Annotated in this window: 23 protein-coding genes; 14 read left to right on the top strand and 9 right to left on the bottom strand. The window is 63.3% G+C overall.

The window, feature by feature from the left end:
• Positions 1 to 49: 49 nt before the first annotated feature.
• The 4 genes from AC1Z3V_RS21285 to AC1Z3V_RS21300 all read left to right on the top strand — a co-directional run bounded on the left by AC1Z3V_RS21285 (position 50) and on the right by AC1Z3V_RS21300 (position 2,590).
• Positions 50 to 916, top strand: coding sequence for a S49 family peptidase (locus tag AC1Z3V_RS21285; protein WP_483501543.1), 867 nt, complete (start codon positions 50 to 52; stop codon positions 914 to 916).
• Between the two features lie 27 nt (positions 917 to 943).
• Positions 944 to 1,135, top strand: a complete 192-nt coding sequence (locus AC1Z3V_RS21290) for a hypothetical protein (RefSeq protein ID WP_429812132.1) — start codon at positions 944 to 946, stop codon at positions 1,133 to 1,135.
• Positions 1,136 to 1,259: 124 nt separating this feature from the next.
• Positions 1,260 to 2,216 (top strand): glycine--tRNA ligase subunit alpha, encoded by a 957-nt coding sequence (locus AC1Z3V_RS21295; RefSeq protein ID WP_483501545.1) that lies wholly within the window; start codon positions 1,260 to 1,262, stop codon positions 2,214 to 2,216.
• Complete coding sequence (locus tag AC1Z3V_RS21300; RefSeq protein WP_483501547.1) at positions 2,213 to 2,590, top strand: hypothetical protein; 378 nt, start codon at positions 2,213 to 2,215, stop codon at positions 2,588 to 2,590. Before AC1Z3V_RS21295 ends, AC1Z3V_RS21300 begins: the two co-directional genes overlap by 4 nt.
• A 180-nt stretch (positions 2,591 to 2,770) precedes the next feature.
• Here AC1Z3V_RS21300 and AC1Z3V_RS21305 read toward each other — a convergent pair whose 3' ends face one another.
• A complete protein-coding gene (locus AC1Z3V_RS21305) occupies positions 2,771 to 2,968 on the bottom strand; it encodes a hypothetical protein (RefSeq protein ID WP_429812126.1) in 198 nt (65 codons plus the stop codon).
• A gap of 247 nt (positions 2,969 to 3,215) precedes the next feature.
• On the opposite strand from AC1Z3V_RS21305, the gene AC1Z3V_RS21310 reads away from it, so the two are divergent.
• The 6 genes from AC1Z3V_RS21310 to AC1Z3V_RS21335 all read left to right on the top strand — a co-directional run bounded on the left by AC1Z3V_RS21310 (position 3,216) and on the right by AC1Z3V_RS21335 (position 10,623).
• The gene (locus AC1Z3V_RS21310; RefSeq protein WP_429812123.1) at positions 3,216 to 3,764 is read left to right on the top strand and encodes a LemA family protein; all 549 of its coding nucleotides are present in this window, start codon (positions 3,216 to 3,218) and stop codon (positions 3,762 to 3,764) included.
• Between the two features lie 87 nt (positions 3,765 to 3,851).
• Complete coding sequence (aroA, locus tag AC1Z3V_RS21315) at positions 3,852 to 5,123, top strand: 3-phosphoshikimate 1-carboxyvinyltransferase (protein ID WP_483501549.1); 1,272 nt, start codon at positions 3,852 to 3,854, stop codon at positions 5,121 to 5,123.
• A 210-nt stretch (positions 5,124 to 5,333) separates the two neighbouring features.
• Positions 5,334 to 7,274, top strand: a complete 1,941-nt coding sequence (locus tag AC1Z3V_RS21320; RefSeq protein ID WP_483504126.1) for a DUF2207 domain-containing protein — start codon at positions 5,334 to 5,336, stop codon at positions 7,272 to 7,274.
• A 114-nt stretch (positions 7,275 to 7,388) separates the two neighbouring features.
• A complete protein-coding gene (gene glyS, locus AC1Z3V_RS21325) occupies positions 7,389 to 9,554 on the top strand; it encodes a glycine--tRNA ligase subunit beta (protein WP_483501550.1) in 2,166 nt (721 codons plus the stop codon).
• Positions 9,555 to 9,674: 120 nt separating this feature from the next.
• On the top strand, positions 9,675 to 10,055 hold the full coding sequence (locus AC1Z3V_RS21330; RefSeq protein WP_483501552.1) for a cupin domain-containing protein: 381 nt from the start codon (positions 9,675 to 9,677) through the stop codon (positions 10,053 to 10,055).
• 64 nt (positions 10,056 to 10,119) lie between these two features.
• The gene (locus AC1Z3V_RS21335; RefSeq protein ID WP_483504127.1) at positions 10,120 to 10,623 is read left to right on the top strand and encodes a 2-thiouracil desulfurase family protein; all 504 of its coding nucleotides are present in this window, start codon (positions 10,120 to 10,122) and stop codon (positions 10,621 to 10,623) included.
• A 116-nt stretch (positions 10,624 to 10,739) separates the two neighbouring features.
• Here the strand turns inward: AC1Z3V_RS21335 and AC1Z3V_RS21340 are convergent, their stop codons facing one another.
• From AC1Z3V_RS21340 to AC1Z3V_RS21360, 5 genes are all read right to left on the bottom strand, one after another.
• Entirely contained in the window at positions 10,740 to 11,267 is a 528-nt protein-coding gene (locus AC1Z3V_RS21340; RefSeq protein WP_483501554.1) for a plant virulence effector HPE1-like domain-containing protein, read from the bottom strand.
• A gap of 158 nt (positions 11,268 to 11,425) precedes the next feature.
• Positions 11,426 to 12,697, bottom strand: coding sequence for a phosphoribosylamine--glycine ligase (purD, locus tag AC1Z3V_RS21345; protein ID WP_483501556.1), 1,272 nt, complete (start codon positions 12,695 to 12,697; stop codon positions 11,426 to 11,428).
• Between the two features lie 106 nt (positions 12,698 to 12,803).
• Positions 12,804 to 15,173 (bottom strand): putative bifunctional diguanylate cyclase/phosphodiesterase, encoded by a 2,370-nt coding sequence (locus AC1Z3V_RS21350; RefSeq protein WP_483501557.1) that lies wholly within the window; start codon positions 15,171 to 15,173, stop codon positions 12,804 to 12,806.
• Positions 15,170 to 16,210 (bottom strand): polyamine ABC transporter substrate-binding protein, encoded by a 1,041-nt coding sequence (locus AC1Z3V_RS21355; protein ID WP_429812104.1) that lies wholly within the window; start codon positions 16,208 to 16,210, stop codon positions 15,170 to 15,172. Before AC1Z3V_RS21355 ends, AC1Z3V_RS21350 begins: the two co-directional genes overlap by 4 nt.
• 172 nt (positions 16,211 to 16,382) lie before the next feature.
• Positions 16,383 to 17,579: an MFS transporter gene (locus AC1Z3V_RS21360; protein ID WP_429812101.1), complete on the bottom strand. Its 1,197-nt coding sequence runs from the start codon at positions 17,577 to 17,579 to the stop codon at positions 16,383 to 16,385.
• A gap of 108 nt (positions 17,580 to 17,687) precedes the next feature.
• Between AC1Z3V_RS21360 and AC1Z3V_RS21365 the strand changes: the two genes are divergently transcribed.
• The 3 genes from AC1Z3V_RS21365 (at position 17,688) to ubiA (ending at position 20,514) form a co-directional block, all read left to right on the top strand.
• Complete coding sequence (locus AC1Z3V_RS21365) at positions 17,688 to 18,503, top strand: AraC family transcriptional regulator (protein WP_483501559.1); 816 nt, start codon at positions 17,688 to 17,690, stop codon at positions 18,501 to 18,503.
• 174 nt (positions 18,504 to 18,677) lie between these two features.
• Positions 18,678 to 19,484: a MipA/OmpV family protein gene (locus tag AC1Z3V_RS21370; protein WP_483501561.1), complete on the top strand. Its 807-nt coding sequence runs from the start codon at positions 18,678 to 18,680 to the stop codon at positions 19,482 to 19,484.
• Between the two features lie 70 nt (positions 19,485 to 19,554).
• Complete coding sequence (gene ubiA / locus AC1Z3V_RS21375; RefSeq protein ID WP_483501563.1) at positions 19,555 to 20,514, top strand: 4-hydroxybenzoate octaprenyltransferase; 960 nt, start codon at positions 19,555 to 19,557, stop codon at positions 20,512 to 20,514.
• Positions 20,515 to 20,938: 424 nt separating this feature from the next.
• Here the strand turns inward: ubiA and AC1Z3V_RS21380 are convergent, their stop codons facing one another.
• Positions 20,939 to 21,505 (bottom strand): DUF6101 family protein, encoded by a 567-nt coding sequence (locus AC1Z3V_RS21380; protein WP_429812091.1) that lies wholly within the window; start codon positions 21,503 to 21,505, stop codon positions 20,939 to 20,941.
• 332 nt (positions 21,506 to 21,837) lie between these two features.
• Here AC1Z3V_RS21380 and AC1Z3V_RS21385 point away from each other — a divergent pair, with 332 nt between their 5' ends.
• Positions 21,838 to 24,312, top strand: a complete 2,475-nt coding sequence (locus AC1Z3V_RS21385) for a DUF1217 domain-containing protein (RefSeq protein WP_483501565.1) — start codon at positions 21,838 to 21,840, stop codon at positions 24,310 to 24,312.
• A gap of 54 nt (positions 24,313 to 24,366) precedes the next feature.
• Here AC1Z3V_RS21385 and AC1Z3V_RS21390 read toward each other — a convergent pair whose 3' ends face one another.
• Together AC1Z3V_RS21390 and AC1Z3V_RS21395 are read right to left on the bottom strand one after the other, a co-directional pair.
• Complete coding sequence (locus tag AC1Z3V_RS21390) at positions 24,367 to 25,800, bottom strand: FAD-binding oxidoreductase (protein ID WP_483501567.1); 1,434 nt, start codon at positions 25,798 to 25,800, stop codon at positions 24,367 to 24,369.
• 125 nt (positions 25,801 to 25,925) lie between these two features.
• Complete coding sequence (locus AC1Z3V_RS21395; protein ID WP_483501568.1) at positions 25,926 to 26,900, bottom strand: L-threonylcarbamoyladenylate synthase; 975 nt, start codon at positions 26,898 to 26,900, stop codon at positions 25,926 to 25,928.
• Positions 26,901 to 26,950 lie beyond the last annotated feature (50 nt).

Consider the following 26,950-nt stretch of genomic DNA (forward strand, 5'->3'; position numbering starts at 1 on the left):
TGGGCTCGATCCGAGCCAAATCATCGCGATCTAGCAGGCAGGAGTTGAAATGAAGGCGTTCCTGAGACGGTTGTTGCCGAGGCGGTTTCGCAGGGAAGGCGTGACGGTCCCCGTTGTCCGGCTTCACGGAGCGATCATGGCCGGCGGCGGGCAATTCCGGCCCGTGCTCAACCTGGCGACGGCGGCACCGCTTCTGGAAAAGGCCTTCGCGGTGAAGGACGCCCCCGCCGTTGCGATCTCCGTCAATTCGCCCGGCGGCTCCCCGGTGCAGTCGCGCCTGATCTACCAGCGCATTCGGGACCTCGCCCAGGAAAAGAAGAAGCGCGTCCTGATCTTTGTCGAGGACGTTGCCGCCTCGGGCGGGTACATGATCGCACTCGCCGGTGACGAGATCATCGCCGATCCGACCTCGATCGTCGGCTCGATCGGTGTTGTCTCGGGTGGCTTCGGTTTTCCGGAACTGCTGAAGAAGATCGGTGTCGAGCGGCGCGTCTATACCGCCGGCGAAAACAAGGTGATGCTCGATCCGTTCCAGCCGGAAAAGGAACACGACATCGCGTTTCTGAAGCACCTGCAGCTCGACATCCATGATACCTTCATCCAGATGGTCAAGGCCCGTCGCGGGCAGATGCTCGCCGATGATCCGGATATCTTCTCCGGGCTTTTCTGGACCGGACGACGCGGGCTGGAACTGGGGCTCATCGACGGTCTCGGCGACCTGCGTGGCGAGGTGAAGAAGCGCTACGGCGAAAAGGCGCGGCTCGAACTCATCCAGCCGGTGCGCAGCCTTTTCGGCCGCCGGCAGGCCGGCGCGGCCGTTGCCGGCGCCATTGTCGAGCCCCTGGCGGCGTCGGCAGCAGCGGGTCTTGCCGAAGCAATCGAGGAAAGGGCATTGTGGGCGCGGTTCGGGCTTTAGCCCGCGCGCGTTGCCCTTGGAGGAAAAATGCCGCAACTCATCCTGCTCTTGATCGCAGGTTTCATCTTCTGGCTCGGCTATCGCAAGTTCGTGGCCGATGCACAGAAATTGACGCGCCATCGTGAACAGACCCGCCGCGAGGAACGGACCGGGGCGCAAGGCACGCTGGTCCAGGATCCCGAGACCGGTGAGTACAGGCTGAAACGCGACGACGAATGATGAGATCGCAGGGGTAGAGGATCCGGCGCGTCTAATTGGCGGGCCGGCGCTGTAGTTGCTTGACCCCTGCCATCAGGCGTGGCACCAGTCCGGCTCATTTTTGGAAGAAATTCGGACGCGATCCATGACCACTCTGCCCGATCACATGAACCCGAAGCGCTCGTTTCAGGCTCTGATCCTGACTTTGCACAATTATTGGGCCGACAAGGGTTGCGCCGTCCTGCAGCCCTACGACATGGAAGTAGGCGCCGGTACCTTCCATCCGGCAACGACCTTGCGCGCGCTCGGCCCCCGTCCGTGGCGCGCCGCCTACGTGCAGCCGTCGCGCCGCCCGACCGATGGCCGCTACGGCGAAAACCCCAACCGCCTGCAGCACTACTACCAGTATCAGGTGCTTCTGAAGCCGAACCCGTCCAACCTGCAGGAACTCTATCTGGGCTCGCTGGAGGCGATCGGCCTCGACCCGCTGCTGCACGATATCCGCTTTGTCGAGGACGACTGGGAAAGCCCGACGCTTGGCGCCTGGGGCCTTGGCTGGGAGTGCTGGTGCGACGGCATGGAAGTGTCGCAGTTCACCTATTTCCAGCAGGTCTGCGGCATCGAATGCTCGCCGGTTTCCGGCGAACTGACCTATGGTCTCGAACGTCTCGCCATGTATGTTCAGGGCGTCGACAACGTCTACGACCTGAACTTCAACGGCCGCGAGGGTGCTGAGAAGATCAGCTATGGCGATGTCTTCCTGCAGGCGGAGCAGGAATATTCGCGCTACAATTTCGAATACGCCAACACCGCGATGCTGCATCAGCACTTCATCGATGCCGAAGCGGAGTGCCAGGCGTTGCTGGCCGCCGGCGCGCCGGGCGATCACAGCAACAATCACCTGCACAAGTGCGTCTTCCCCGCCTATGACCAGTGCATCAAGGCGAGCCACGTGTTCAATCTGCTCGATGCCCGTGGCGTCATCTCGGTCACGGAGCGCCAAAGCTACATCCTGCGCGTCCGCACGCTGGCCAAGGCCTGCGGCGAAGCCTTCCTCTTGACCGACGCCGGCGGCGCGAACTTCAACCGGAACGCTGCTTGACCGCGCAAACGCCTGGGCTCGTCGTTCACATCAACGGCTGGCCCGGAACCGGCAAACTGACGATCGCGCGCCATCTGGCCGAGAGGCTGGGTGCGCGGCTCGCCGACAATCACACGCTGATCAATCCGGCCGAAGCGCTGTTTGCGCGCGGCACGCCGCTCTATCGCTCATTGCGCGCCGCGATCCGCGAGAGCGTTTTCGAACACCTGGCGAAGGCGCCGGCGGAACAATCCTTCGTCTTCACCGACGCGTTGTCCGACGATGCCTTCGATAGCCGTACCTTCGAGGATTGTGCCGAACTCGCGCGAAAGCGCGGAGCCCGCTTGTCGCGGTCGTCATCGATGGCGATCTCGAGGAAAACCTCAAGCGGCTGACACGGGCGGGTCGGACCAAACAGCAAAAGCTGACCGATCCCGGGGTCCTCGTGGGATTGCGGGAAGCGAACAGGCTGCTGCGGGGCAAGAGCGATCAGTTGATCGAGATAGACGTTACGGCACTCGGTGCCGATGCGGCGGCCGAAGCGATTGCGGCGCAGATCGCCGCTCCACCGGCGGTCAGATGATCTGCGTGGCGCTGATGTCGTTCTTGCAGAACGGCTTCAGCGTGGGATAGGCGCCGGTGTAGACTTGGCCGGAATAGGTCTGCAGGGCGCGGCGAACACCGGTCGGCCGTTCGGCGGAACCAACGCTCGCATAGGCAACGAAGAGCGCCGTAAAGGCGATCACGTTGATGAAGGTTGCGAACGTTTTCATGATCTTCACTTCGGTTTCGGGTTGTTCGATGGGGCGACTATCGCCGATCGCCCGCCCGGTCGCCGTTACCGCTGGAACAGGATTCGAAGTGTTTTGGCGTGGGGGCGCGTTGCTGTGGTGAACAGTGCGTTCACGCTGCGGATGGCAATTGGGGAGGAGTGCGTTTCTCGGCCCGAATACTGCAGAAAGCGCTATGAAGCTGAGACGCGGATGCTAATCTCTGCGCGAATTCTTTGGAGGGTACCCTATGATCGGTCTGGCAATCGCCGTCGTCGTGATCCTGTATCTGGTTTTCGTCTATAACGGTCTCGTCAAGGCGCGGCAGATCGCCGAGGAGGCCTGGTCCGGCATCGATGTGCAATTGAAGCGTCGCGCCGATCTCATTCCCAACCTGATCGAAACGGTGAAGGGCTACGCGGCGCACGAGAAATCGACGCTCGAAGAGGTGATCGCCATGCGCAACCGCGCGCAGGCGGTGCCGGCCGGTGACATCGAGGGGCGGGCCCAGGCCGAAGGTGCGTTGTCCCAGGCGCTCGGCAAGCTGTTCGCGCTCGCGGAAGCCTATCCGGACCTGAAGGCCAACGAGAATTTCGCCGAGCTGCAGCGCTCGCTGGAGACGATCGAAGGCGAGATCCAGATGTCGCGCCGCTATTACAACGGTGCTGCCCGCGATCTCAACGTCAAGGTCGAGAGCTTCCCGTCGAACCTCATCGCCAATGCCTTCCGTTTCGTCAAGGCGGGCTATTTCGAGATCACCAACGAGGCCGATCGCGCCGTGCCGCAGGTCAAGTTCTGACCGCTTCCATCCGCGACTCCGGTCACCATGAACATTCCGGCCGCGGGCTCCCGCCGCGGCTCAATTCGCATCAAGAGACCTCATTCGATGACCACCGATACCATGAAGAAGCTGACCATCCTGCCGACCGACCATCCGCTCCGCGGCCATGTGCGCCCCCCGGGCTCGAAGTCGATCACCAATCGTGCGCTGCTGCTCGCGGGCCTTGCGAAAGGCACGAGCCGGTTGACGGGTGCCTTGAAGAGTGACGACACCCGCTACATGGCGGATGCGCTGAGGGCGATGGGTGTCGAGATCGACGAGCCGGATGAAACCACCTTCGTTGTGACCAGCACCGGCAAGCTCAAGCCGCCGGCTGCACCGCTGTTCCTCGGCAATGCGGGAACGGCGACCCGCTTCCTGACCGCGGCCGCGGCGCTCGTCGACGGCACCGTCGTCGTCGACGGTGACCAGCATATGCGCAAGCGGCCGATCAAGCCGCTGGTCGAGGCGCTTGGCACCCTCGGCGTCGAGATTACCTCCGATACCGGCTGCCCGCCGGTTATCGTCAAGGGTACGGGCGGGTTCCCGGCCGGCCGCGTCGTCATCGATGCCGGTCTTTCCAGCCAATATGTCTCGGCCCTGCTGATGGCGGCGCCGGGCGCCAAAGGGCCGGTCAGCATCGAGCTTGCCGGCGACGAGATCGGCGCGCGCGGCTATATCGACCTGACCGTTGCCGCCATGCGGGCCTTCGGTGCCGAAGTCGAGCAGGTGAGCCCGTCCGTCTGGCAGGTTGCGCCGACAGGATACCGGGCGGCCGACTATGTCATCGAGCCGGACGCTTCGGCTGCGACCTATCTCTGGGCTGCGGAAGTCCTGACCGGCGGTGCCATCGATCTCGGCGTGCCGGCCACGGCCTTCTCGCAGCCGGATGCGCGCGCCCATGCGGTGATCGCCAGCTTCCCGAACCTGCCTGCTGTCATCGATGGTTCGCAGATGCAGGACGCGATCCCGACGATCGCCGTGCTCGCCGCCTTCAACAACACCCCAGTGCGCTTCGTCGGTCTCGCAAACCTGCGCGTCAAGGAGTGCGATCGGGTGCGCGCGCTTTCGCTGGGGCTCACCGCAATCCGGCCGGGCCTGGCTCATGAGGAAGGCGACGACCTGATCGTCTCTTCCGATCCGGCGCTTGCCGGCCAGACCTTGCCGGCCTCGATCGACACCTTCGCCGATCACCGCATCGCCATGAGCTTCGCGCTTGCCGGCCTGAAGATCCACGGCATCACCATCGAGGATCCGGGCTGCGTTGCGAAGACCTATCCGGCCTATTGGGATGCGCTTACCTCCCTCGGCGTCGAATTCACCGGCGACCGCCCCTAAGCCGGAGCGGGATGAGGAAATGTGTATGCGGTTTTCCGCCCGCACCCGGTCTAGAGCATTTTGCAGTCAGGTGGAATCACCTGACGTCGCACAAATGCGGCAAAAACAAAGGGTTAGAGCGGCGGCGCGAACGCGTGTGAGCGCATCCCGCTCTAACCAATCAGATCGACCACGTGCCTTGAACTTCAACCGGAAGAAAGCTTGATCCGCATGGCCCGTCTTGCTGCCGCTTTTGCCTTTCTGGTGTTTTTGCTGGCAACCGCGGGTATCGGCCGGGCGGAGGAGGTCTTCTCCGCCTATCGTTCCGTCATCGATGTCGCCAAGGATGGCACGATGACGGTCACCGAGACGATCACGGCGACCGTCGAGGGCAACAAGATCCGCCGCGGCATCTATCGCGACCTGCCTTTGACCTTCACCGATGCGAAGGGCAAGCGCAGCAAGGTGGACTTCAAGCTGCTGTCGGTCGAGCGCGACGGCGACGAGGAGCCCCACCGCACGGAATCGATTAGCGGCGGCATCCGCATCTACACCGGCTCGGCGGAGGTGTTTCTGGAGCCGGGCGAGCATACCTTTCAGTTCACCTATGAAACCGGCCGGCAGATCCGTTTCTTCGACGATCATGACGAACTCTACTGGAACGTGACCGGTACGGAGTGGGACTTTCCGATCGACGAGGCAAGCGCGACGGTGACACTGCCGGAAGGCGTCAGGGCCGAAGCCTTGGATTTCTTCACCGGCGGCTACGGCGCGACCGGCAAGGACGCCCGCGCATCGCGGGATGGCAGCGAGATATTCTTCGCCACCACCCGCCGCCTCGATCCGCGGGAAGGGCTGACGATCGCGATCAAGATGCCGAAGGGCAGCATCGACAGGCCCTCCTCGAGCCAGGAGAACGCCTGGTGGCTGCGCGATCACCTCGCGCTGGTCATCGCCGGTGCCGGGCTCGTCGTCGTGCTGCTTTATTACGGCCAAGCCTGGCTGAGGGTCGGGCGCGACCCGGACCGCGGCGTCATGGTGCCGCGCTGGGATCCGCCGGACGGCATCTCGCCGGCGCTCGTCAACTATATCGACAACAGGGGCTTCTCCGGCGAGGGCTGGACGGCGTTGTCGGCGGCCGCGCTCAACCTTGCGGTCAAGGGGCATGTGGTCCTCGAGGACCTGAAGAACGCCATCGTCATTGCCGCGACCGGCAAGAAAAGCGACGAAAAACTGCCGACCGGTGAAGCGGCCGTGATGAAGGCGGTCAACGGCGCGGGCGGTAAACTCACCATCGATCGCGCCCATGGCACGCGGGTGCAGGCGACCGGAGCCGATTTCCGCAGTGCGATGGAGCGTGAGCACCGCGGCAAATATTATCTGGAAAACACCGGCTACGTGGTTGCCGGCGTCATCCTGTCGGTGCTGGCCGTCGCGGCCGTGTTCTTCTTCGGCGACCTCAGCGAAGACAGCCTGCCGCTGGTGATCGTTCCTGTTTTCATCGCCTTCTTCGTATCGATCCTCGCCGTCTCCTTCGGCAAGTCGCTCCGCCGCGAGAAGAGCCTGATGAGCCGGATCATGTCGATCGTGGTCGTCGCCTTCATCGGCTTCGTGGCCTTCACGATCTTCTCGGCGATCCTCGCCGCCGTCTTCTATTCCGCGGCCGAGACGGACGAATTGCCCCTGCTGTTCGTCATCGGCGCCATCGTTCTCGTCAATGTGCTCTTCTTCTTCCTGATGGGCGCGCCGACGCCGCTCGGCACGCGGATGATGGATGGCATCGACGGGCTCAGACAGTACATGACGCTCGCGGAGAAGGACCGGATGAACATGCAGGGCGCGCCCGAAATGTCGCCCCCGCATTTCGAAACGCTGCTCCCCTATGCGGTGGCGCTCGGCGTCGAAAAGCCCTGGACCGAGACCTTCGATCGCTGGTTGCTCGCTGCCGCCGCAGGAGCGGCCGCGGCAGCCGCCTATCAACCGAGCTGGTATCAGGGCGACAGTTTCGGCTCCAACACCTTCGGCGACCGCATTGGCGGCTTTGCCGGCTCGATGGCGGAGACGATGACATCGTCCCTGCCGCCCCCGCCCAAATCGTCATCGTCAGGCTTTTCGTCCGGCGGCGGCTTTTCCGGCGGCGGTGGAGGTGGCGGCGGCGGCGGCGGTTGGTGAAACCGCCTGCGCGCCCGTGCACGGACCAGCCAAATTCATCGATGGGCTTGGTGACATTCTTGCCAGAGATTGCTAAGTCCGCCGCAACCGTCAGGAACAGAAAAAGTTACCCCCATGCCCGATCTTCTTATCGAACTCCGCTCCGAGGAAATTCCTGCCCGCCTGCAGCGCAAGGCGGCCGGCGATCTCAAGAAGCTGCTGGCCGATGCCCTGGTCGAGGCGGGCCTGACCTATGAAGGGGCGCGCGAATACTGGACGCCGCGCCGACTGACGCTCGACATCCGTGGCCTCAACGCCCGCTCCGCCGATATCCGCGAAGAGCGCAAGGGCCCGCGCACCGACGCCAACGAGAAGGCGATCGAAGGCTTCCTGCGCGGCGCCGGCCTTTCCTCGATCAGCGAGGCGCATGTCCATAGCGATCCGAAAAAAGGCGATTTCTATGTCGCCCATATCGTCAAGCCGGGCCGCCCGGCCGAAGAGATCATCGCCGAGGCGATGCCGGGTATCATCCGCAATTTCCCCTGGCCGAAGCCGATGCGCTCCGGCGCGGCGTCGGCAAGGCCCGGCGCGCTTCGCTGGGTCCGTCCGCTGCAGTCGATCGTCTGCACCTTCGGCTCGGAGACCGAGGAAACGCAGGTGATCCCGTTTGAAGTCGACGGCATCGTCGCGTCGAACGTCACCTACGGGCACCGTTTCCATGCGCCGGAAGCAATCATCGTTCGTCGCTTTGCCGATTACGCAGAAAAGCTCGAAAAGGCGAAGGTCGTGCTCGACGGCGAGCGCCGCAAGCAGATGATCTCGGCCGACGCGCACAACGTTGCCTTTGCCAACGGTCTGGAACTCGTTGAAGACGAGGGCCTGCTCGAAGAGGTCTCCGGTCTCGTCGAATGGCCGCAGGTGCTGATGGGAAGCTTCGAGGACGCCTATCTCGAAATCCCCTCGGAAATCATCCGGCTGACCATCAAGACCAACCAGAAGTGCTTCGTCACCCGCGCTCCCGGCGCCGAGACGCTCTCCAACAAGTTCATCCTCGTTTCGAACATCGAGGCGAAGGACGGCGGCAAGGAGATCGTGCACGGCAACGGCAAGGTCGTGCGCGCCCGCCTTTCGGACGCGGCCCATTTCTGGCACCGCGACCAGGGCAACCTGCCGGACCTCGAAACGCTCGAGGCCTCCGCGAAGAAGTTCGCTCTCGATCTCGTTAAGCCGCTCGACCAGCGCATGGCCAAGCTCGATGCGCTGAACGTCACCTTCCACGCCAAGCTCGGCACGCAGGGCGAACGCGTAGCCCGTATCCGGGCACTGGCCGGCGAACTCGCCAAGGTGACCGGTGCCGACCCAAAACTCGTCGACCGCGCCGCGGTGCTCGCCAAGGCGGACCTGCGCACGGAAGCGGTCGGTGAGTTCCCCGAGCTTCAGGGCATCATGGGCCACAAATACGCGCTGCTGCAGGGCGAAGAGCGATCGGTCGCCGATGCGCTCGAGGATCACTACAAGCCGCAGGGCCCGTCCGACCGGGTGCCGACCGATCCGGTGGCGGTGACGGTGGCGCTTGCCGACAAGCTCGACACGCTCGTCGGTTTCTGGGCGATCGACGAAAAGCCGACCGGCTCCAAGGATCCCTATGCGCTTCGCCGCGCGGCACTGGGCGTCATCCGCCTGATCCTGGAAGGCAAGGCGCGCCTGGCGTTGCGGCCGGCCTTCGAAGCCGCGCTCGTCGCTCTCCGGGCACAAAAGCCGGCACTCGCGGACGACGTTTCCACCGATCTGCTTTCCTTCTTCCATGACCGCCTCAAGGTCTATCTGCGCGATCTCGGCGCCCGCCATGATCTGATCGACGCGGTGCTGACGCCGGATTCGGACGACCTGCTGATGATCGCCCGCCGCGTCGAGGCGCTGACGGCCTTCATCACCGACGAGGAAGGCCGGAACCTCTTGGCCGGCACCAAGCGTGCGACGCAGATCCTGGCGGCCGAAGAGAAGAAGGGAACGACCGTCGCCGATGCCGTCGATGCTGGCCTCTTCCGGCTCGATGCCGAAAAGGCGTTGCACCAGGCCGTTGAAGTTGGTTCGGGCGAAGCGCGCGATGCGATTGCCAAGGAAGACTTCCGCTCGGCGATGGAAGCGCTGGCAAGGCTGCGCGAGCCGGTCGACCAGTTCTTCAACGACGTGCTGGTCAATGACGACGATGCCGCGATCCGCGCCAACCGCCTGGCGCTGCTCGGCCTGATCCGCTCGGCAACCGGCACCGTTGCGGATTTCTCCAAGATCGCAGGCTAAGACGAGCCGGTCGGCCGCCGGTTCTCCGGCGGCACTGGCCATTGCCTTCGCACAAACGTTCAAGCCGGCTGCCGCCGGGCGACCTATATCCTGTCTCGATCAAGCCGATGGAGACAGCCTATGGACAGTGCGACGAAGACCCACAAGCCGATCAATTTCGCCGAAAAGCTCTCGCTCTTCAGCGATCAGTGGCAGCCGCGCGTCATTGCCGAACTCAATGACTACCAGTTCAAGATCGTGCGCATCGAGGGCGACTTCATCTGGCACGATCATCAGGATACCGATGAAGCCTTCATCGTGCTCGAAGGCACGCTGCGCATCGACTTCCGCGACGGATCGGTGACGCTCGGCCCGGGAGAGATGTATGTCGTGCCGAAGGGCGTGGAGCACAAGCCCTGTGCGGAGCGCGAGGTGAAGATGCTGCTGATTGAGCCGCGCGGCACCCTCAACACCGGCCACGAAGGCGGCGAACGCACGGCGGAAAACGACCGCTGGATCTGACGCTTGGGATCGGCACGGCATGAAGGCGCTTGCTGATCGGCATGGCGTCGGGGTAGAGGAGGACATGCCCGAAAAGATCCTCGTCAGCGCCTGCCTCATGGGCCATGCCGTCCGCTACGACGGCCAGTCGAAGCCGCTCATTCATCCGGCGATCGATCGCTGGCGGGCCGAGGGCCGTCTCGTGACCATCTGTCCGGAAATGTCTGCCGGCATGCCGGTGCCACGTCCGCCGGCCGAGATCGCCGCCGGCGCCGTCGGCAAGGATGTGCTGGCCGGCAGTGCAAAGGTGCTGGAGATCAATGGCCGCGACGTCACCGAAGGTTTCGTGCGAGCCGCCGAAAACGCGCTTTCGCTGGCGCGGGAAACGGGCTGCCGCTTCGCGCTGCTGATCGATGGCAGTCCGTCCTGCGGCTCCGGCTTCGTCTATGACGGGAGCTTTACCGGCATCCGCCACGCCGGGCAGGGCGTCGCGGCAGCATTGCTCGCCGGCAATGGCATCGAAGTCTATTCGGACAGGCAGATCGAGGCGCTGGTCGCGCGGGTCGAGGCATTGGAAAGCCCAGAATAAAAGATTGCGCCCCTGCTTCTCTCAGGGGCGCAATCTCTCGCTCTTGCAGCGAAACGCCCGTCAGCCTTGCATGCAGGGGACAGCTGAGCGGGGCAGGGAACTTTCCCGATAGGGGATCAGTCTAGCCGAAGTTCGAGGGTGGATGGATCAAATTGCTGTGAGCCGTCTGCCGTCGCCTTTTTAGCCGTGCCGCCCATGGAGGCGCCGACAGGCGTGACCGCGGCGGTCTTTGCGGTCCGGTCGACCGCGATCATCTTCGCGTCATCCGCCACCGGATTCTGGTCGTTCGCATTCGTCGAGACGATGACCGTCGGGGAGGCATCGCCTTCGACAGCAGCCGCCTTGATGAACTCCTGCGAAGGCTTGCTCACGAAGACGACCGGCGAGCCACCGAGCCAGGCCTCGGTGCGCACCATCTTCATCTCGCCGTTGATTTTCTTGAGCTCGACCGTCTCATCGCCCGCCGCGATCGTCGGCACGACATAGGTCACCTTCTTCTTCGATTGCAGCGGCGGGCACGCGACGCAAGAGACCGTGGCGACACTGGCGTTGTCGGTCGTGCCGGAAGCGACCGACTCGATCGACGACGCCGCCGCGTTGCCGGCGGCAAGCCCGAGAACGGTGGTGATCAGCAACAGGCGCATAGGCTTCTCCCGCAATTGTTGGCGGCGAGAATATGCGCTCTCCCTTACTTTCCCGTCAGAAGAATTGGTAAAAATAGAATGATCCGGAAACTACAGCGCCGCGCGCTCCATCGGACGCGCCAAGTCGCTGTAGCACTTTGAAGTAGTTCCGCTCCGGTTCACGCTTTCTCGCGTGCAACCGCGCGCCAGCCGATATCGTGTCGGTAGAAGCCATTCTCCCAGGAAACAGCTGCAACCGCCGCATAGGCTCTGTCCTTGGCCATGCCGGCATTTTCACCCGTTGCGGTGATGTTGAGCACGCGGCCGCCGGTTGCGACCAGGGCTCCGTCCTTCATCGCTGTGCCGGCATGGAACACCTTGGTGGTGTCGGAGGCCGCGGGAAGGGCGTTGATCGGCGTGTTTTTGGCGTAGCTTCCGGGATAACCCTTGGAGGCCATGACGACGGTCAGCGCCGTCTCGTCGCGCCATTCCGCGCTCATGCCGGCGAGCGTGCCGGTTGCCGCCGCATAGAGCAGCGGCAGCAGGTCGCTCTTCATCCGCATCATCAGTACCTGGCATTCCGGGTCGCCGAAACGCACGTTGTATTCGATGAGCTCCGGTCCCTTGGCGGTGATCATCAGCCCGGCAAAGAAGACGCCGGAGAAGGGATGGCCGCTTTCCGTCATGCCGCGCATCGTCGGCTCGATGATTTCCTTCATCGTGCGTTCGATCATTTCCGCGGTCATGACCGGGGCGGGTGAGTAGGCGCCCATGCCGCCGGTATTCGGTCCGGTATCGCCGTCGCCGACGCGCTTGTGGTCCTGGGCGGAGGCAAGCGCCAGCGCCGTCTTGCCGTCGCAGAGACAGAAGAAGCTCGCTTCCTCGCCATCGAGATAGGCTTCCACCACCACTTCGGCGCCGGCCGCGCCGAAGGCGCCGGCGAAACAATCGTCGACGGCGGCGAGCGCCTCGTCGAGCGTCATCGCCACGGTCACGCCCTTGCCGGCAGCCAAGCCATCGGCCTTGATGACGATCGGCGCACCCTGTTCGCGCACATAGGCCTTTGCGGTCTCGGCATCGGCGAAGCGGCCATAGGCGCCGGTCGGAATGCCGTAGCGGGCGCAGAGATCCTTGGTGAAGCCCTTGGAGCCTTCAAGCTGGGCGGCGGCTGCGGACGGGCCGAAGACGGCGATGCCGGCTGCGCGCAGGACGTCGGAGAGACCGGCGACGAGCGGCCCTTCGGGACCGACCACGACGAAATCGATCGCTTCCTCGCGGCAGAAGGCGGCGACGGCCGCATGGTCGTCCGTGTCGAGCGCGACGATAACAGCGTCTTCGGCAATGCCGGGATTGCCCGGTGCCGCATAGAGCTTCGTCAGTTTGGGAGACTGTGCAATCTTCCATGCAAGGGCGTGCTCGCGCCCACCCGATCCGATCAGAAGAACCTTCATTGCAGCCCCCGATATCCCGAAATTGCTGCGCTGCGGTTAGGACGGCAGGGCGGCAAGGTCAAGGGAAAACGGGAGTCCGACCAGCGATTCCCGCAATCGCCGCCGTTCAGGCGATGGCCTGCCGACTTTGCAGGTCGTCCTGTCCATCGCCGTGTGCGTAGCGGGCGGTACGTGTCAGCGCCCAGATCGCCAGGTCCTCGATCGGCAGCGGCTTGCTGATGAGATAGCCCTGGAACAGGTCACAGCCGGCAGCCGTCAGCATGGAGAGCTTCTCCGGCGTGTCGATGCCTTCGCCGACGACGGCGACGTCCTTGGCGTGGCAGAGCGCGATCAGTGCCTTGAGCACCGGCAGAGATTGCGAGGCGGTGAGGTTCGAGACCAGCGCCCGGTCGAGCTTGATCGTGTCGGCCGTGTATTCGATGATCTGCTGCACGGAGGTGTAGCCGGCACCGAAATCGTCGATCGAAAGGCGGAAGCCCCTCTGGCGCAGGGCGTCGATGTTGCGGCGAAGCTGATCGCTGAACTTGACGGCGAAGGTTTCGGTGAGCTCGATTTCGATCGAACGCGCCTCCAGCCCATGCGTCTCCAGGCAGTCGGAGAAATGGTCGGCAATCGCCTTCGAATGCAGTTCGGCCGAGGAGATGTTGATCGCCAGCACCGTTTCCGGGCCGAAGAGGGCCTTGAGCTGGCCACAATCCGACATCGCCTTGTTGATCACCCACCAGTCGATCTTGGTGAAAAGACCCGAGCTTTCGGCGATCGGCACGAATTCATCCGGAGTAACGTTGCCGAGAACGGGCGAGTACCAGCGCAAGAGCGCTTCGCAGCCGGTGACGTGACCATCGGTGTCGACCATCGGCATATAGACGAGGTGAAACTGTTCGTCCGGATCCAGCGAACGCAGTTCGTCCTGGATCTGGCGCAGCCGCGTGCGCTTGTCGTGAAGGGCGCGGGAGAAGCGGGCCGAGCGGTTCTTGCCACTGGTTTTGGCCTGGTACATCGCGGCATCGGCGTTCGAGATCAGCTCGGCAAGGTTGGTTGCGTCGTCGGGGCAGATCGCCGCGCCGATGCTCGCGGTCACCGGATAGCGCTTTTCGGAGACTTCGAAGCCGTCCTCGAACAGCCCCAGAATGGCCGCCGAAATTTCCCGGACCGTGCCATCGCCGGGCCGCGACCGCACGAATACGGCGAATTCGTCGCCGGAGAGACGGGCGAGAATAGCGGGCTTCTGGCCGCGCCGCTCGGTGATCGCATCGACCCTTTCGCCGATCCGGACGGCCAGCGTCTTCAGAAGCTCGTCGCCGATCTCGTGTCCATGCTTGTCGTTGACGAACTTGAAGTTGTCGATGTCGATGAACAGCAGGCTGCACTTTTCGCCGGCCGCGATCGCCTCGCGCAAGGCACCGGCGGCAAGCGCATTGAAATGACCGCGATTGCTGATGCCGGTCAGGGTGTCGGTCCAGGAACTGCGCTGCACCAGCTTCAACGATTGCACCGACTGCCGATGGAGTTCGCGGATATTTTCCGTCAGCCGCCCGATCTCGCCTTTTTCCTCCATGTCGCGGATCTCGTCGCGCGCGCCCACCATCACCGCCATCACATTGGCGTCAAGCGTGGCGATCGGATCGGTGATGAAGCGGCGGATCAGCACGATGATCAGCCAGATCGAGAACAGGCTCATGGCGACGGCGCCGAGCGCCAGCAGAAACCTCTGCCGGGCCATCAGTGCATCGAAATGCTTGCTGGAAACGGTCAGCGTCGCGTAGAGCGATGGCCCGAGATGGACGCTTGCCGAAAGGTCATCGGTGGTCGCCAGCGGCCAGGGCTGGAGCACCATGTCGGAACCGTATTCCTTCTTCAGCGCCTGCTGCATGTCGAGAAAACGGTCCGGCCGGATCGCGACCTGGACGAGCAGCGCGCTCGATTTCTTGCTGGGCAGAGGCCGGGTGAAGGCAACCGGATCGAGGAAGAAAGAATAGACGATGCGCGGTCTTTGCCCGGCCTCGTAGAGATAGGTCCAGTCGGCGAGCTTGTCTTCGCGGATGAGCCGGCGGGCGAGGTTGAGCTGGGCATCGTCGATCTGGGCGAAGGGATCCCAGCTGTTCTCGAAATAATAGTCCGTTTTCAGGTCGGAGGTCAGCAGCGCCAGCGAGACATAGTTTGTCGGGTCGTCCAGAAGCGACTTGAGGCTCTCCTGCAGCCTGACGCCGAGCGCATTGGCGCGGTAGTTCTCGTCCGTTTCCGAAACATACTGGCGCAGCGAGTTGCCATTCAAGAGCGCATTGAGGAAACCCTTGCTGCGGCCGATCTCGTTTTGAAAAACGGCGGCCGCATGTTCCAGTCGCTGCGACAGTTTGGCGTGTTCGAGCGCACGGATTGAGCGGCTCTGCGTGACGTGGACCGAGACAGCCGCCAGCAGGTAGCCTGCGAGAACGACGGGAAAGATCAGGATGAGCGCGCGTTTGCCGAGATTCACTGGAAGTTCGCCAATGTGCTGATGATGCGCCGGCGCAATTGCACCGACTCTGTGGACAGTTCCTGTTGATACTGGCTCCTGGCCAGGATGTCGGGCGAGGGGTAGATGGCGGGGTCGGCGCGCACTTCTTCCGGCAGGAGCGCATAGGCGGCCCGGCTTGCCGTCGGCATGTTGAGCGCCAGCGCGTTCGCGGCGGCACTTCCGGGCGAACCGAGATAGTCGAGGAGTGCGAGCGCGCGATCCTTGTTCGGCGAGTTGGCGACGACCGACATGCAATCGAGCCAGGAAAGCGTGCCCTCCTTGGGAACGGCGTAGCGCCAGACACCGGGCGTGCCGGCTTTGTCGTTGAGCACGTGCTGGTCGCCGCTGTAGCCCAGCGCCATATAGATGTCCTTGCCGACCGTCGGGTTCTGGATCGAGCTGATGACGTATTCGTAGGTGAGCACCGAAGGCGCCTGTTCCTTCATCAGCCCGAAGGCCGCTTTCAGCGTCGCGCTGTCGTTGGTGTTGATCGATTGGCCGAGTAGCATCAACGGCGCGACGAAGGCCTCGTTGTGGTCGTCGTACATGGCGACATGCTTGGCGAGCGCCGGCGCTGGGCGCATGAGATCCTGCCAGGAGGTCGGCGCCACCGTAACGACGTCCGATCGGTAGAGGATGCCCATGGTGCCCCAGAGGTAGGGCACGCCGCGGCCCGAGCAGCGCTTGCGCCAGCTTTCGTCGTAGTCCCGCAGAGAGGCGACATTGGTCTCGTCGAGCTTTTCGAGCACCCCCTTGCGGCCGAAAAGGGCGGCGCTGTTTTCGCCGGTGACCACGAGGTCGACGCGGCTGTTCGGGTCGGCCAGCACCTCGTCGCGCGTGTCGCCGCTGTCATAATAGACCTGATGCACCGCGACGCCTGTGATCGCCGTCCAGCGGTCGAGGATCTTCTGGTCGATATAGGATTCCCAGATCAGCAGGTTCAGGGTCTCGGCCGGTGCCGCCGTTGCAAAAAGCAACGTCGCCAGAAAGGCCGGAATCACCGTTCGCCCCTGCATTGCACACCTCTGCCCAAGCCCGTCAGACGACCGTACCGCGCAAAAATTGATGAATGATTACGTGGGGCTGCGGCGAGGGCGGGGTGTCGGGTGCTGCTTGCCGCTCAAACGAATAGCGGGCGCCGCATGGCGGCGCCCGGTTTATTTGCAAGGACAATCTTTGCGCGAAACACTATCTCGCCGGGATCTTCGGCAGCAGGATCGTGAGGATACCAAGCAGCGGAAGATAGGAGCAGATGGTGTAGACGAACTCGATGCCCTGCCGGTCGGCGAAGATGCCGAGCACGGCCGCGCCCATGCCGCCGAAGCCGAAGGCGAAACCGAAGAAGACGCCGGCGATCAGCCCGACCCGACCCGGGACGAGTTCCTGGGCGAAGACGACGATCGCCGAGAAGGCCGAGGAGAAGATCAGGCCGATGACGATCGACAGGACCCCGGTCCAGAAGAGATTCGCATAGGGCAGCAGCAGGGCGAAGGGGATGACGCCGAGGATCGAGAACCAGATGACGAAGCGGGCGCCGTAACGGTCGCCGATCGGGCCGCCGAGGAAGGTTCCGGCCGCGGCCGCACCGAGGAACAGGAACAGCATGAGCTGTGCCTCTTGAACGCCGACACCGAACTTCTCGATGACGAAGAAGGTGAAATAGCTGGAGATGCTGGCCATGTAGACGTTCTTCGTGGCCGTCAGCAGCACCAGCACGGCGACCGCCCACATCACCCGTCCCTTCGGCAGGGGAAGGGTGCGGCTCGGCGCCGGCCGGCTCATCGTCGTGCGGCGATGGCGGACATGCCAGGTGCTGACCCAGGAGAGCACGAAGAAGCCGATGATCGCGACGATCGAGAACCAGCTAAGGCTTCCCTGGCCAAAGGGAATGACGATGAAGGCGGCAAGCAGCGGCCCCATGGCGCTGCCGGCGTTTCCGCCCACCTGAAACAGTGATTGTGCCAGGCCGTGGCGGCCGCCGGAGGCGAGGCGGGCGATACGGGAGGACTCCGGATGGAAGATCGCCGAACCGATGCCGATGAGGCTTGCCGCCACGAGGAGAACCCAGAAGTCGCGGGCATTGGCAAGCAGGATCAGGCCGCTGCAGGTCGAGAGCATCGCAACCGGCAGGGAATAGGGCAGCGTCCAGCGGTCGGTGATGATGCCGACGGCCGGCTGCAGCATCGACGCCGTGAGCTGGAAGGTGAAGGTCAGGAGGCCGATCTGCACGAAATCGAGGGCGTAGTTCGCCTTGAGCAGCGGGTAGAGCGCGGTCAGCAGCGACTGCATGATGTCGTTCAGCATATGGCAGAAGCTGACAGCCAGGATGACGGAGAAGGCCGTCTTTTCTGGGGTGATCCCGGAAGTTGAGGTCACGGTAGACATGGGTGATTCCTTGCCGTCTCGAAGGTTGTATGCGGCGTGCTTATCTGTACTGAGGTTGCGATTGGCCTGCTTTTGTGATCTGGTCGAGTTCTTTCGTGAGTGGGCCAGATGCCGATCCGCCGATTTCCCTTGCCGCAGCTTCCCGATGAGGATCACTTCCGCAACCTCGATTGGATCGAGGCGGGAAACGCTCCGGTGCTGGCACTGGGGCGAGACTACAGTGCCGGCCTTCTCGTCCCTTTCCACAGCCATACGCGCACGCAACTCTGGTGGGCACGCGGCGGCGTCGTGCTGATGCGCACCGAACGCGGACGCTGGATGGTTCCGCCCGGCCATGCCCTGCTGATCCCGGCCGGCATGGAGCACTCGGCCGAGATGATCAGCGACGTGCGCATGCATTCGATCTACTTCGCGCCGGACCTGCTTCGCGCCGAGCGGCCCATGGTCATGGAAATCAACCCTCTCGCCGGCAGCCTCGTCGATGCGCTCGTCGGCGTCGAGAACGAGACGATGTCGGAGCGGCGCGAGCAACTGGTCACGGATCTGCTTCTGGAAGAAATCGGCCGGCTGCAGGAACGCCCGCTCGGCCTGCCGTTCCCGCGCGACGAGAAACTTGCAGCGCTGTGCCGACAGTTCCTGCAGGCGCCGTCGGCGGCAGCGAGCATCGACCAGTGGGCGGACCGGACGGGTCTCAGCCGGCGATCGTTCACGCGGTTTTTCCGCAGGGAGACGGGCGTCAGCTTCGTCACCTGGCGCCAGCAGGCCTGTATCTTCGCCTCCTTGCCGCTGCTGGCCGATGGCGAACCGATCACCAATGTGGCGCTCGATGCCGGCTACGAGAACGTCGCCGCCTTCACCACCATGTTCCGCCGCATGCTCGGCAGCCCGCCGAGTGTTTATCTCAAGACCTATCTTGGGCAGTGATCGGCGTTGGCACGTCGGGTATGGCAAAGGAAGGTTGAATTGACCTGGTTAACGGAATCGTAGGAACAAGCCGCAATAAGTCGCCCTGTGCCGTTCCAGTCCACCTTTGCCTCCCTCGACCTGTCGGCACGATCAAAACTTCGCCCCGGCGAATGATTCTTCCGGAGTTGTTTCTTGCGTATCCGTTCTCTTGTCTTCCTTTCTGGAACCCTTTTGCTGTCGGCGAACGCCGCCTCTGCCGGTGACGGCCAGTATTTCTGGTCCGGTGACTGGTATCTGAAGGTCGGAGCCACCGGGTTCCTCGGCCCGAAGTACGAAGGCGCCTCGAAGCGCATGTTCCAGGCCGCACCGCTGATCTCGCTCGGCAAGGCCGGCAGCACGGTCCGCTTCTCCTCGCGCAACGACAACATGTCCTATGCGCTGGTCGACCAGGGAAGTTTCCGTGCCGGCCTCGTCGGCAAGTTGATCTTCGAGCGCGATGCGGGCACCTCCAGCGATCTGAAGGGTCTCGATCCGATCAAGTTCGGCGGTGAAGTCGGTGGCTTTGCGGAGGTCTATCCGACCGACTGGCTGCGGGTGCGCGCCGAAGTCCGCCAGGGCATTCGCAGCCACCACGGCGTCGTCGCCGACGTCGCGGCCGACGCCTTCACCGACGTCAGCAGCAATGTCCGCATCTCCGGCGGTCCGCGCCTGAGCGCTGCGACCAGCGATTATTACGGCGCCTATTATGGCGTGAACGACCGCGAGTCTGCCGCATCCGGCCTCGCCACGTATTATCCGCATGGCGGCATCGGATCCGCCGGCGTCGGCGCCGCGATCACCTGGCAGGCAACGGAGAAGCTCGAAACGAGTGCCTATGCCGAGTACCGGCGTTTGCTCGGCCCTGCTGCCGATTCCAGCCTCGTTCGCGAGCGCGGCAGCCGCAACCAGGTCCTGGTCGGCCTGTCGGCAACCTACCGCTTCGACTTCAGCCTTCCGTGACACTACGCTGGTCCGGCGCCGCGACGATCTCGCCGCTTGACCGGCCGGACGCGCGGCGTCAAACAGAAGCATGAACACCTTTTCCGCCGATTCCGGCCGCGTCCATGATGCGCCGTCCAACAATTGGGTCTATCGCGTGCTGCCGCGCGCGATCTGGCCCTATGCGCAGCTCGCCCGTTGGGACCGCCCGATCGGCTGGCAATTGTTGTTGTTGCCCTGCCTCTGGTCGGTGGCGCTGGCTACGGGCGCGGTGGCGGGCACCGAGGCGTTCTCGTTCGGCCGCTTCCTGTACCATTGTGTCCTGTTCACCGCCGGCGCGATCGCCATGCGCGGCGCCGGTTGCACCTACAACGACATCGTCGACCACGACATCGATATGGAGGTTGCGCGCACCCGTTCGCGGCCGCTGCCGTCGGGGCGCGTTTCGCGTCTCCAGGCGAAGGTGTTCATGGTGCTGCAGGCGTTCGTCGGCCTCGTCGTGCTGCTGCAGTTCAACACGTTCTCGATCGTGCTCGGCATCCTGTCGTTGGCGATCGTGGCGATCTATCCCTTCGCCAAGCGGTTTACCGATTGGCCGCAATTCTTCCTGGGCTTGGCATTTTCCTGGGGCGCGCTGATGGGGTGGGCGGCCGAATTCGGCAAGCTCTCGCTGGCAGCCGTGTTGCTCTACGGTGCGGCGATTGCCTGGACGATCGGCTACGACACGATCTACGCCTACCAGGACAGAGAGGACGACGAGCTGATCGGCGTACGCTCGACGGCTCGGCGGTTCGGCGAAAATCCGCGGCCGTGGCTGATCGGCCTCTACGGCATCGCGACGCTGCTGCTGCTCATGTCCTTCGTGGCTGCCGGTGCCGGCGCTGTCGCCTACATCGGCCTTCTGATTGCCGCGGCGATGCTGACCTACCAGATCCTGGTGCTGAACATCCACGATCCGGCGCAGTGTCTGGCGCTGTTCAAGTTCAATGGGGTCGTCGGCCTGATTATCTTTGCCGGTCTGGTGCTGGCGTTCCTTGTTCGCCTGATATGAAAAATCCTCCGTCGCGGCGGAGGATCCTCTTCATGCATTCGGTTCGCTACAGCGACCTTGCGCGTCTGATAGGGCGCCCGGCGCTGTAGTGGCGGGCCCGTAAAAGCGTCAGGCCCAGCTGATCTCGCGGGCGGCCTTGCGCTCCTTCGCCTCGTGGCGCGCACGGAAGCTGGACAGGATGACGGCAACGGCGGCGGCGATATGCTTGCGCATCGGGTTTCTCCTTCTTTCGTGATCTTGGCTATGAAGCCGATATGGCACGAAAAAGGCGACGGAGCTGTTTCCGTGGGAACATCTCGAGCAGTCCCAGGAAAACTGTGAATGCTTGCCGTTCGGAACCGCATTCCAAAATCGGCGGCTCGGAAAACGACAACAGCCGACCGCAGGGAACGGCCGGCTGTCGCGCTGGAAGTACTGCTGCGGATCAACTGCGGGCGATGATCTCGCGCCCGTCGATCTTCATGTGAACGCCAAGCTTGCCGGTGGAACGACGCACGAGGAAACGTGGCCGGCGCTCGGCGAAGAACGAGTGGCGGCGTCGCGGCTTGACCGGTGCGGTGCGCACGTCGCCAAGATGTTCTTCGAGCGGCCTTGCAACGCCGTCCGCTTCGACCATCAGCATCGGAATGCGATAGGCCTCCGCCCAGGCGCGCCAGTCGGCCGCGATGTCGGACAGGTCGTGTGCGACGAGCAGCGGAACGCAGAGGTCCGGGTCGTCGTGATGAAGTTCCAGCGTCACTGTAACGTCTCCGTCGCCGTGATCGATCGCGCGAGCCGCGACCCCTTTGAATGCCCGCGCCGGCAGTGCGATCGAAAGCGGCAGGCCGCTCGATGGTAGCACCTTGCGCAGAACTGCGCCACGCTCGTCCAGGCTGATCGTGACATTACCCGTATGACCGCGCAAAGCGTAGCTTGCCTGCTGTGGAAAGCGCTTCGGATCAAGACGGAGCGTGTTTTCGACCCATGCGGGTTGAGAGAGTGTATTGCGCATTTCAATCGCCCTTGTTTTTCCTTGAGAGCCGGTTTCCGGTCTTCTCTTCGGGACTTTTCGTCCTCTATGGGCTGGAGAATAGGCGCCCCCCTTTCCGAACGACTTAAGAATCGCGGTTAAGAAAACTTTGCGTTTTTCGATGGTTAGCAAAAGCCGACCGCTCAGGGTTTCCGTTTCGTCAACGGGTCGGACCGTCTTGTCCCGATCGGGCGCACGCGGGCCGCCGGCCGTCGACGAAAAGCCACACACAAGCCAGTGCTGCAATCATGACGCGTCAGAATTCTGTTTCGGGGATGGCTCGCCCACCCCATGGGTAACCGACGGGGCCAGGCATGGTATCGACCTATCTCGACTATAGTCGCATCACGCGTGATTTGCGCAGCAGCCTCAACCGTGTTGCCCAGCAGCCGCAGATCGCGCGCGAAGCCGAGTATTACCGGGAAAACATCGGCAGCGTGAAAACCGTCGACGAGTTCCTCGACGACTATCGGCTCTATTCCTACGCGATGAAGGCGCATGGCCTGGAGGACATGATCTATGCCAAGGCCTTCATGCGCAAGGTTCTGGAAAGCGACCTCAAGGACGACAACAGTTTCGCCAATCGTCTCACGGATGAACGCTACCGCAATTTTGCGCAGGCCTTCAACTTCAGTTCGGCAACCGCGGTGGCCCAAACCAACGCACAGCAGGATGCGCTGATCGGCCTCTACAACGACCGTATCGCCAATCTCGATACAGTCATGCGGCAGGAGATGGCCTATTTTGGCGCGGCCATGGATCTGGTCACCGATGTCGACCAGTTCCTGGGTAACGAAAAGCTGCGCAGCTTTGCCTTCACGGTGTTCGGACTGGACCCGAAGACATTCTCCTACACGGACGTTCGCAATGCGCTGACCAGCGATCCCGCGACGCTTACGGCCAACCAGACGGCCGCCAAGACCAGGATGACGGAGGCGACGAAGCAGCTGACGGACCTCGGGGCGCGCGATACCGCGCTTTCGCAGATCGCCAGCCTGACGGAGCAGCTGGCTGCTGCGCCCGATGCCGAGAAACCGGCCATCCAGGCCAAGATCGACGAGCAGAACGCGATCGTGGCCGATCTCGACGCCAGGTTGCCACCGCGCGACCAGGCGCCCGCGCTGAAGGCGCAGCTCTCACTGGAACTGACGACGCTCGACAGGCAGGTCCGCAGTCTCGACATCTATATCCAGCTCGCCTCGACGTTTAACTTCGATGCCGACGGCAGCGTGCCCGCCGGCGAGAAGGCCATCAGCGACGAAAAGAAGGCGCTGCTCAACGAAGCCTATGTCTTCCAGCGGCCTGGCGTCACGCCGTCGGGCGCCGCACGACTGACCGGCGCCGGGGCGTTGCTCAACAAGGAATACTACGAACAGAAGATCGGCAGCATCACCACGGTCTCGGATCTGGTCGGCGATAGCCGTCTTTTCAACTACATCGTCACGGCCTTCGGCTTGCCATCCGCGACGACGATGCCCTCCACGGTCGAGAACATCCTCACCAGCGACATCAACGACCCGCAGAGCTACGTGAACAAATATGGCGGCGAATACAACGCCGCCTACAAGAAGATGCTCGCCGCCTTCAACTTCCAGACCGACGGTACGCTGCAAGCCGGCAAGACCGCGCAGGATGCGGACCAGATGAAGACGACGTCCGACGAATACATGGTGCGCTACAACGACAAGAGCGATGCCGAGGACGAAGCTCTGGTCAAGCGCTTCAAGCTGCTGATCGGTACGATGAAATCGGTCGACGAACTGCTCGCCAACAATGACATGAAGAAATTCATGCTGCGTGCCTTCGGCCTCGAAAACGAGGATCTGAGCACGCGAACGCTGAAGCGTATTCTGACCAGCGACCTCAACGATCCCAAGAGCTATGCCAACACGCTGCGCGATGAGCGCTACGTCAAGCTCGTAAAGGCATTCAACTTCAATCCGGACGGCACGCTCGGCGCACCGAAGCTGGCGCAGAGCGAAGGCGACATCATGAACACGGCCAAGGCCTATGTGATCGCCAAGTCCCGCTTCGGCACGGACGAAGAGAAGAAGGTCGCTAAGGATAAGGCGCAGGAGGAAGCCAAATACTACACCGCCGAGATTGAGAAGATCGAAACGCTCGACGCCTTTCTCGCGAACCGGCGTCTGGTCGATTTCGTTTTGGTCGGCGCCGGCATCGATCCGGAAACGGTCAAGACCGAATACCTCAAGGATATGTTCACGTCCGATCTCGACGATCCCAAGAGCTTCATCAATACCGATCCGGACGGGCTCAGATATCGCGAGATCGTCGCCTCCTTCAACTTCGACACAGCCGGTAAGATCGTCCGGGGCGAAGCCGGCCAGATCCAGACCCGGCGCGGGCTGATCACCACGGTCGACCTCTATCTCAATCAGTCGCTCGAGGAGTCGGAAGGCGCCGACAACGGCGGTGTTCGCCTGGCGCTCTATTTCAAGCGCAAGGCCCCGGAGATCAACACGGCCTACGACATCCTGGCCGAGACCGCCCTGTTCCAGGTTATCAAGACGGCCTACAGCATGCCGGAGGGCCTGCAGAATGCCAAGATCGAGGCGCAGGCCGCATATATCGAGCGCGTCATCGACATCAAGGATCTGCAGGACCCTGCGAAGCTCGGGAAGCTCCTGCAGCGGTTCACGGCGCTTTATGACGTCGAAAACAACACGGACGTTTCACCGGGGCTGGCGATCCTCAGCGGTAGCGGCGGTGGCGGCGTCAGCGCCGAGACGCTCTTGTCCCTCTCGCAATTACGCGCAGGTGGTCGCTGACACGGGTCGCCTGAAGTCCAGGTGCGCAAGCCTGCAGCATAAGACTGTCCGCAATCACCGATCCGCGCGCAACACCTTGTCAGGGTTCATGATGCCCGCCGGATCGAAGGCGTGCTTGATCCGTTGCATCAGCTCGATCTCGATCGGCGACCGGATCTCCGCGAGTTCGTCGCGCTTCAACTGGCCGATGCCATGCTCGGCCGAGATCGAGCCGTTGTACTTGAGAACGATGCCGTGGACGATCGCGTTGATCTCGCGCCAGCGATCGAGGAAGGCTTGTTTGTCGGCGCCGACCGGCTGCGAGATGTTGTAGTGGATGTTGCCGTCGCCCATGTGGCCGAAGGAGCAGATGCGCCCGCCGGGGATTGCCTTCATGACAGCGGCATCCGCATCCTTCATGAAGGCGGGAACGCTGGAGACGGGCACCGAAACGTCGTGCTTGATCGAGCCGCCCTCGGGCTTCTGCGCCGGCGACATGCTTTCGCGCATATGCCACAGCGCCTTGCCTTGCGTCTCGTTGGCAGCGATCACGGCATTTTCGACGAGGCCGGCTGCAAATCCCTGTTCCAGGAGGTCGTTGACCATCCGCTCGGCGCTTTCGGCCGAATCAGAGGCGGAGATGTCGATCAGCGCATACCAGGGATGGACGGTTTCCAGCGGGTCGCGGACGCCGGGAATGTGCTTTGTCGTGAATTCGACGCCGAGCCGCGGCATGAGTTCGAACCCCGTCAGCGCCGGCCCGCAAAGACTGGAGGCCTTCTCGAAGAGGGCGAGCGCATGCTCGACGCTGCCGACGCCGGCGAAAGCCACCTGGTGGCCGAGCGGTTTCGGAAAGAGCTTGAGCACGGCACCGGTGATGATGCCAAGCGTGCCCTCAGCGCCGATGAAGAGGTCGCGCAGGTCGTAGCCGGTATTATCCTTCTTCAGCCGGCGCAACCCGTCCCAGATTTCGCCGGTCGGCAACACCACTTCGAGGCCGAGGCAGAGTTGGCGCATATTGCCATAGGCGAGCACCGCCGTGCCGCCGGCATTGGTGGAGAGATTGCCGCCAATGCGGGCGGAGCCTTCCGATCCGAGCGACAGCGGGAACAGGCGATTGTGGTCGTCCGCCGCCTTCTGGATGTCGGCGAGAATGCAGCCGGCGTCCGCCACGATCACGTTGCCCACCGGGTCGACGTCGCGAATCCGGTTCAGCCGTTCGAGCGAAAGCACGATATCCGCCTTGCCTTCCCGTGGGATCTGGCCGGCGACATGGCCGGTATTGCCACCCTGCGGCACGATCGCCGTGCGGGTCGCGCTGGCGAGTTTCATGATGCGCGAGACCTCGTCGACCGAGCCGGGACGAAGCACCATCGGCGTCGTGCCGCGATAGAGGCCGCGGGATTCGACGAGATAGCGGGCCTTGTCCGCTTCGGCGGTGAGCGCATTGGCGCTGCCGACGATCTTGACGAAGGAGGCGATGAGTTCGGGGGAGGGAAGGGTCGTCATGGGCCTGCCTTCATATGGCGCCTGCGCGCGCTATCGGACCGGTCGATCTGAAGACACGATCCTCGGTTCGTATCGACTGCGATCATAACCGCAATCGCGGTGCGGAGGAGATGCCGCACGCAAGCTCACCCGCGCGGTGCCGCCGCCCGCTGCAGCCGATCGATGATCGCTTCTCCCAACCCTTCCGAAGGGATCGGCCCGAAGGCGATCGTCGCAGCGCCGCTGGCGTCCGCGCGCTTCATGTAGTCGAAGAGATTGGCTGCCGCTTCGCGAAGACTTCCGGTCGGGCTGAGATCGAGAACCACGGCCGCTTGTTCCTCGTTGGCGATCCGGTCGCCACCGAAGCGGATCAGCGCCTCACCGCTGCGCACATCGGTGGCATCAAGCCTCACGGCAGCGCCCGGCGCGTAATGGGAGGCCAGCATGCCCGGCGCCTCGATCGTTGCGCCCGCCGTTTCCGGTCGGATCACCGGACGATCGAGCAGGCGCTCGATCTCGGCGGCATCCAGACCGCCCGGGCGCAGCAGCCGGATCTCGTCGCCGTCGACCTTGATGATCGTGGACTCCAGGCCGATTTCGGCCGGGCCGGCATCGAGGATCAGCTTCAGTTTCTCGCCGAGATCGGCGTCGACATGGGCCGCACTGGTCGGGCTGATCTTGCCCGAGGTATTGGCGCTGGGCGCGGCGAGCGGTCGCCCGAACCGTGCGATCACCCGCCGCGAGAAGCCGTCGGGCATGCGGATGCCAAGCGTGTCGAGGCCGGCCGAGGCGAGTGCATGCACGGTGCTCTCAGGCCGCTGCGGCAGGATCAATGTCAGGGGGCCGGGCCAGAATGCTTCCGCCAGGCGTCGGGACACGGGGTCGAAGCGCACATGAGCCTCGGCCATGGCCATGTCGGAAACATGCGAGATCAGCGGATTGAAACGCGGCCGGCCCTTCATCTCGTAGATGCGGCTGATCGCATCGGGGTTGGTCGCGTCGGCGGCAAGGCCATAGACGGTTTCGGTGGGAATGGCGACCGGCTCGCCTTCGGCAAGAACGGCGCAGGCGCGTTCGATTGCGCGGTCCGGTTCAATGCCCGTGTCGATGATCTCTGCCATGCCGTTTCCTTTCCGCCGCTTCCTTAGCGGACGTGCCGGGAAAACAGAAC

Source organism: Ensifer sp. 38_S197 (genome assembly GCF_056924495.1).

What these genes read in the sequence shown, in the direction of transcription:
- AC1Z3V_RS21285 (WP_483501543.1), top strand. Translation starts at nt 50, where the DNA reads ATGAAGGCGTTCCTGAGACGGTTGTTGCCGAGGCGGTTTCGCAGGGAA.
- AC1Z3V_RS21310 (WP_429812123.1), top strand. Translation starts at nt 3,216, where the DNA reads ATGATCGGTCTGGCAATCGCCGTCGTCGTGATCCTGTATCTGGTTTTC.
- AC1Z3V_RS21390 (WP_483501567.1), bottom strand. Translation starts at nt 25,800, where the DNA reads ATGACGACCCTTCCCTCCCCCGAACTCATCGCCTCCTTCGTCAAGATC.
- glyS (WP_483501550.1), top strand. Translation starts at nt 7,389, where the DNA reads ATGCCCGATCTTCTTATCGAACTCCGCTCCGAGGAAATTCCTGCCCGC.
- AC1Z3V_RS21290 (WP_429812132.1), top strand. Translation starts at nt 944, where the DNA reads ATGCCGCAACTCATCCTGCTCTTGATCGCAGGTTTCATCTTCTGGCTC.
- AC1Z3V_RS21305 (WP_429812126.1), bottom strand. Translation starts at nt 2,968, where the DNA reads ATGAAAACGTTCGCAACCTTCATCAACGTGATCGCCTTTACGGCGCTC.
- AC1Z3V_RS21295 (WP_483501545.1), top strand. Translation starts at nt 1,260, where the DNA reads ATGACCACTCTGCCCGATCACATGAACCCGAAGCGCTCGTTTCAGGCT.
- AC1Z3V_RS21365 (WP_483501559.1), top strand. Translation starts at nt 17,688, where the DNA reads ATGCCGATCCGCCGATTTCCCTTGCCGCAGCTTCCCGATGAGGATCAC.
- AC1Z3V_RS21320 (WP_483504126.1), top strand. Translation starts at nt 5,334, where the DNA reads ATGGCCCGTCTTGCTGCCGCTTTTGCCTTTCTGGTGTTTTTGCTGGCA.
- ubiA (WP_483501563.1), top strand. Translation starts at nt 19,555, where the DNA reads ATGAACACCTTTTCCGCCGATTCCGGCCGCGTCCATGATGCGCCGTCC.
- AC1Z3V_RS21395 (WP_483501568.1), bottom strand. Translation starts at nt 26,900, where the DNA reads ATGGCAGAGATCATCGACACGGGCATTGAACCGGACCGCGCAATCGAA.
- aroA (WP_483501549.1), top strand. Translation starts at nt 3,852, where the DNA reads ATGACCACCGATACCATGAAGAAGCTGACCATCCTGCCGACCGACCAT.
- purD (WP_483501556.1), bottom strand. Translation starts at nt 12,697, where the DNA reads ATGAAGGTTCTTCTGATCGGATCGGGTGGGCGCGAGCACGCCCTTGCA.
- AC1Z3V_RS21340 (WP_483501554.1), bottom strand. Translation starts at nt 11,267, where the DNA reads ATGCGCCTGTTGCTGATCACCACCGTTCTCGGGCTTGCCGCCGGCAAC.
- AC1Z3V_RS21330 (WP_483501552.1), top strand. Translation starts at nt 9,675, where the DNA reads ATGGACAGTGCGACGAAGACCCACAAGCCGATCAATTTCGCCGAAAAG.
- AC1Z3V_RS21355 (WP_429812104.1), bottom strand. Translation starts at nt 16,210, where the DNA reads ATGCAGGGGCGAACGGTGATTCCGGCCTTTCTGGCGACGTTGCTTTTT.
- AC1Z3V_RS21380 (WP_429812091.1), bottom strand. Translation starts at nt 21,505, where the DNA reads ATGCGCAATACACTCTCTCAACCCGCATGGGTCGAAAACACGCTCCGT.
- AC1Z3V_RS21335 (WP_483504127.1), top strand. Translation starts at nt 10,120, where the DNA reads ATGCCCGAAAAGATCCTCGTCAGCGCCTGCCTCATGGGCCATGCCGTC.
- AC1Z3V_RS21360 (WP_429812101.1), bottom strand. Translation starts at nt 17,579, where the DNA reads ATGTCTACCGTGACCTCAACTTCCGGGATCACCCCAGAAAAGACGGCC.
- AC1Z3V_RS21385 (WP_483501565.1), top strand. Translation starts at nt 21,838, where the DNA reads ATGGTATCGACCTATCTCGACTATAGTCGCATCACGCGTGATTTGCGC.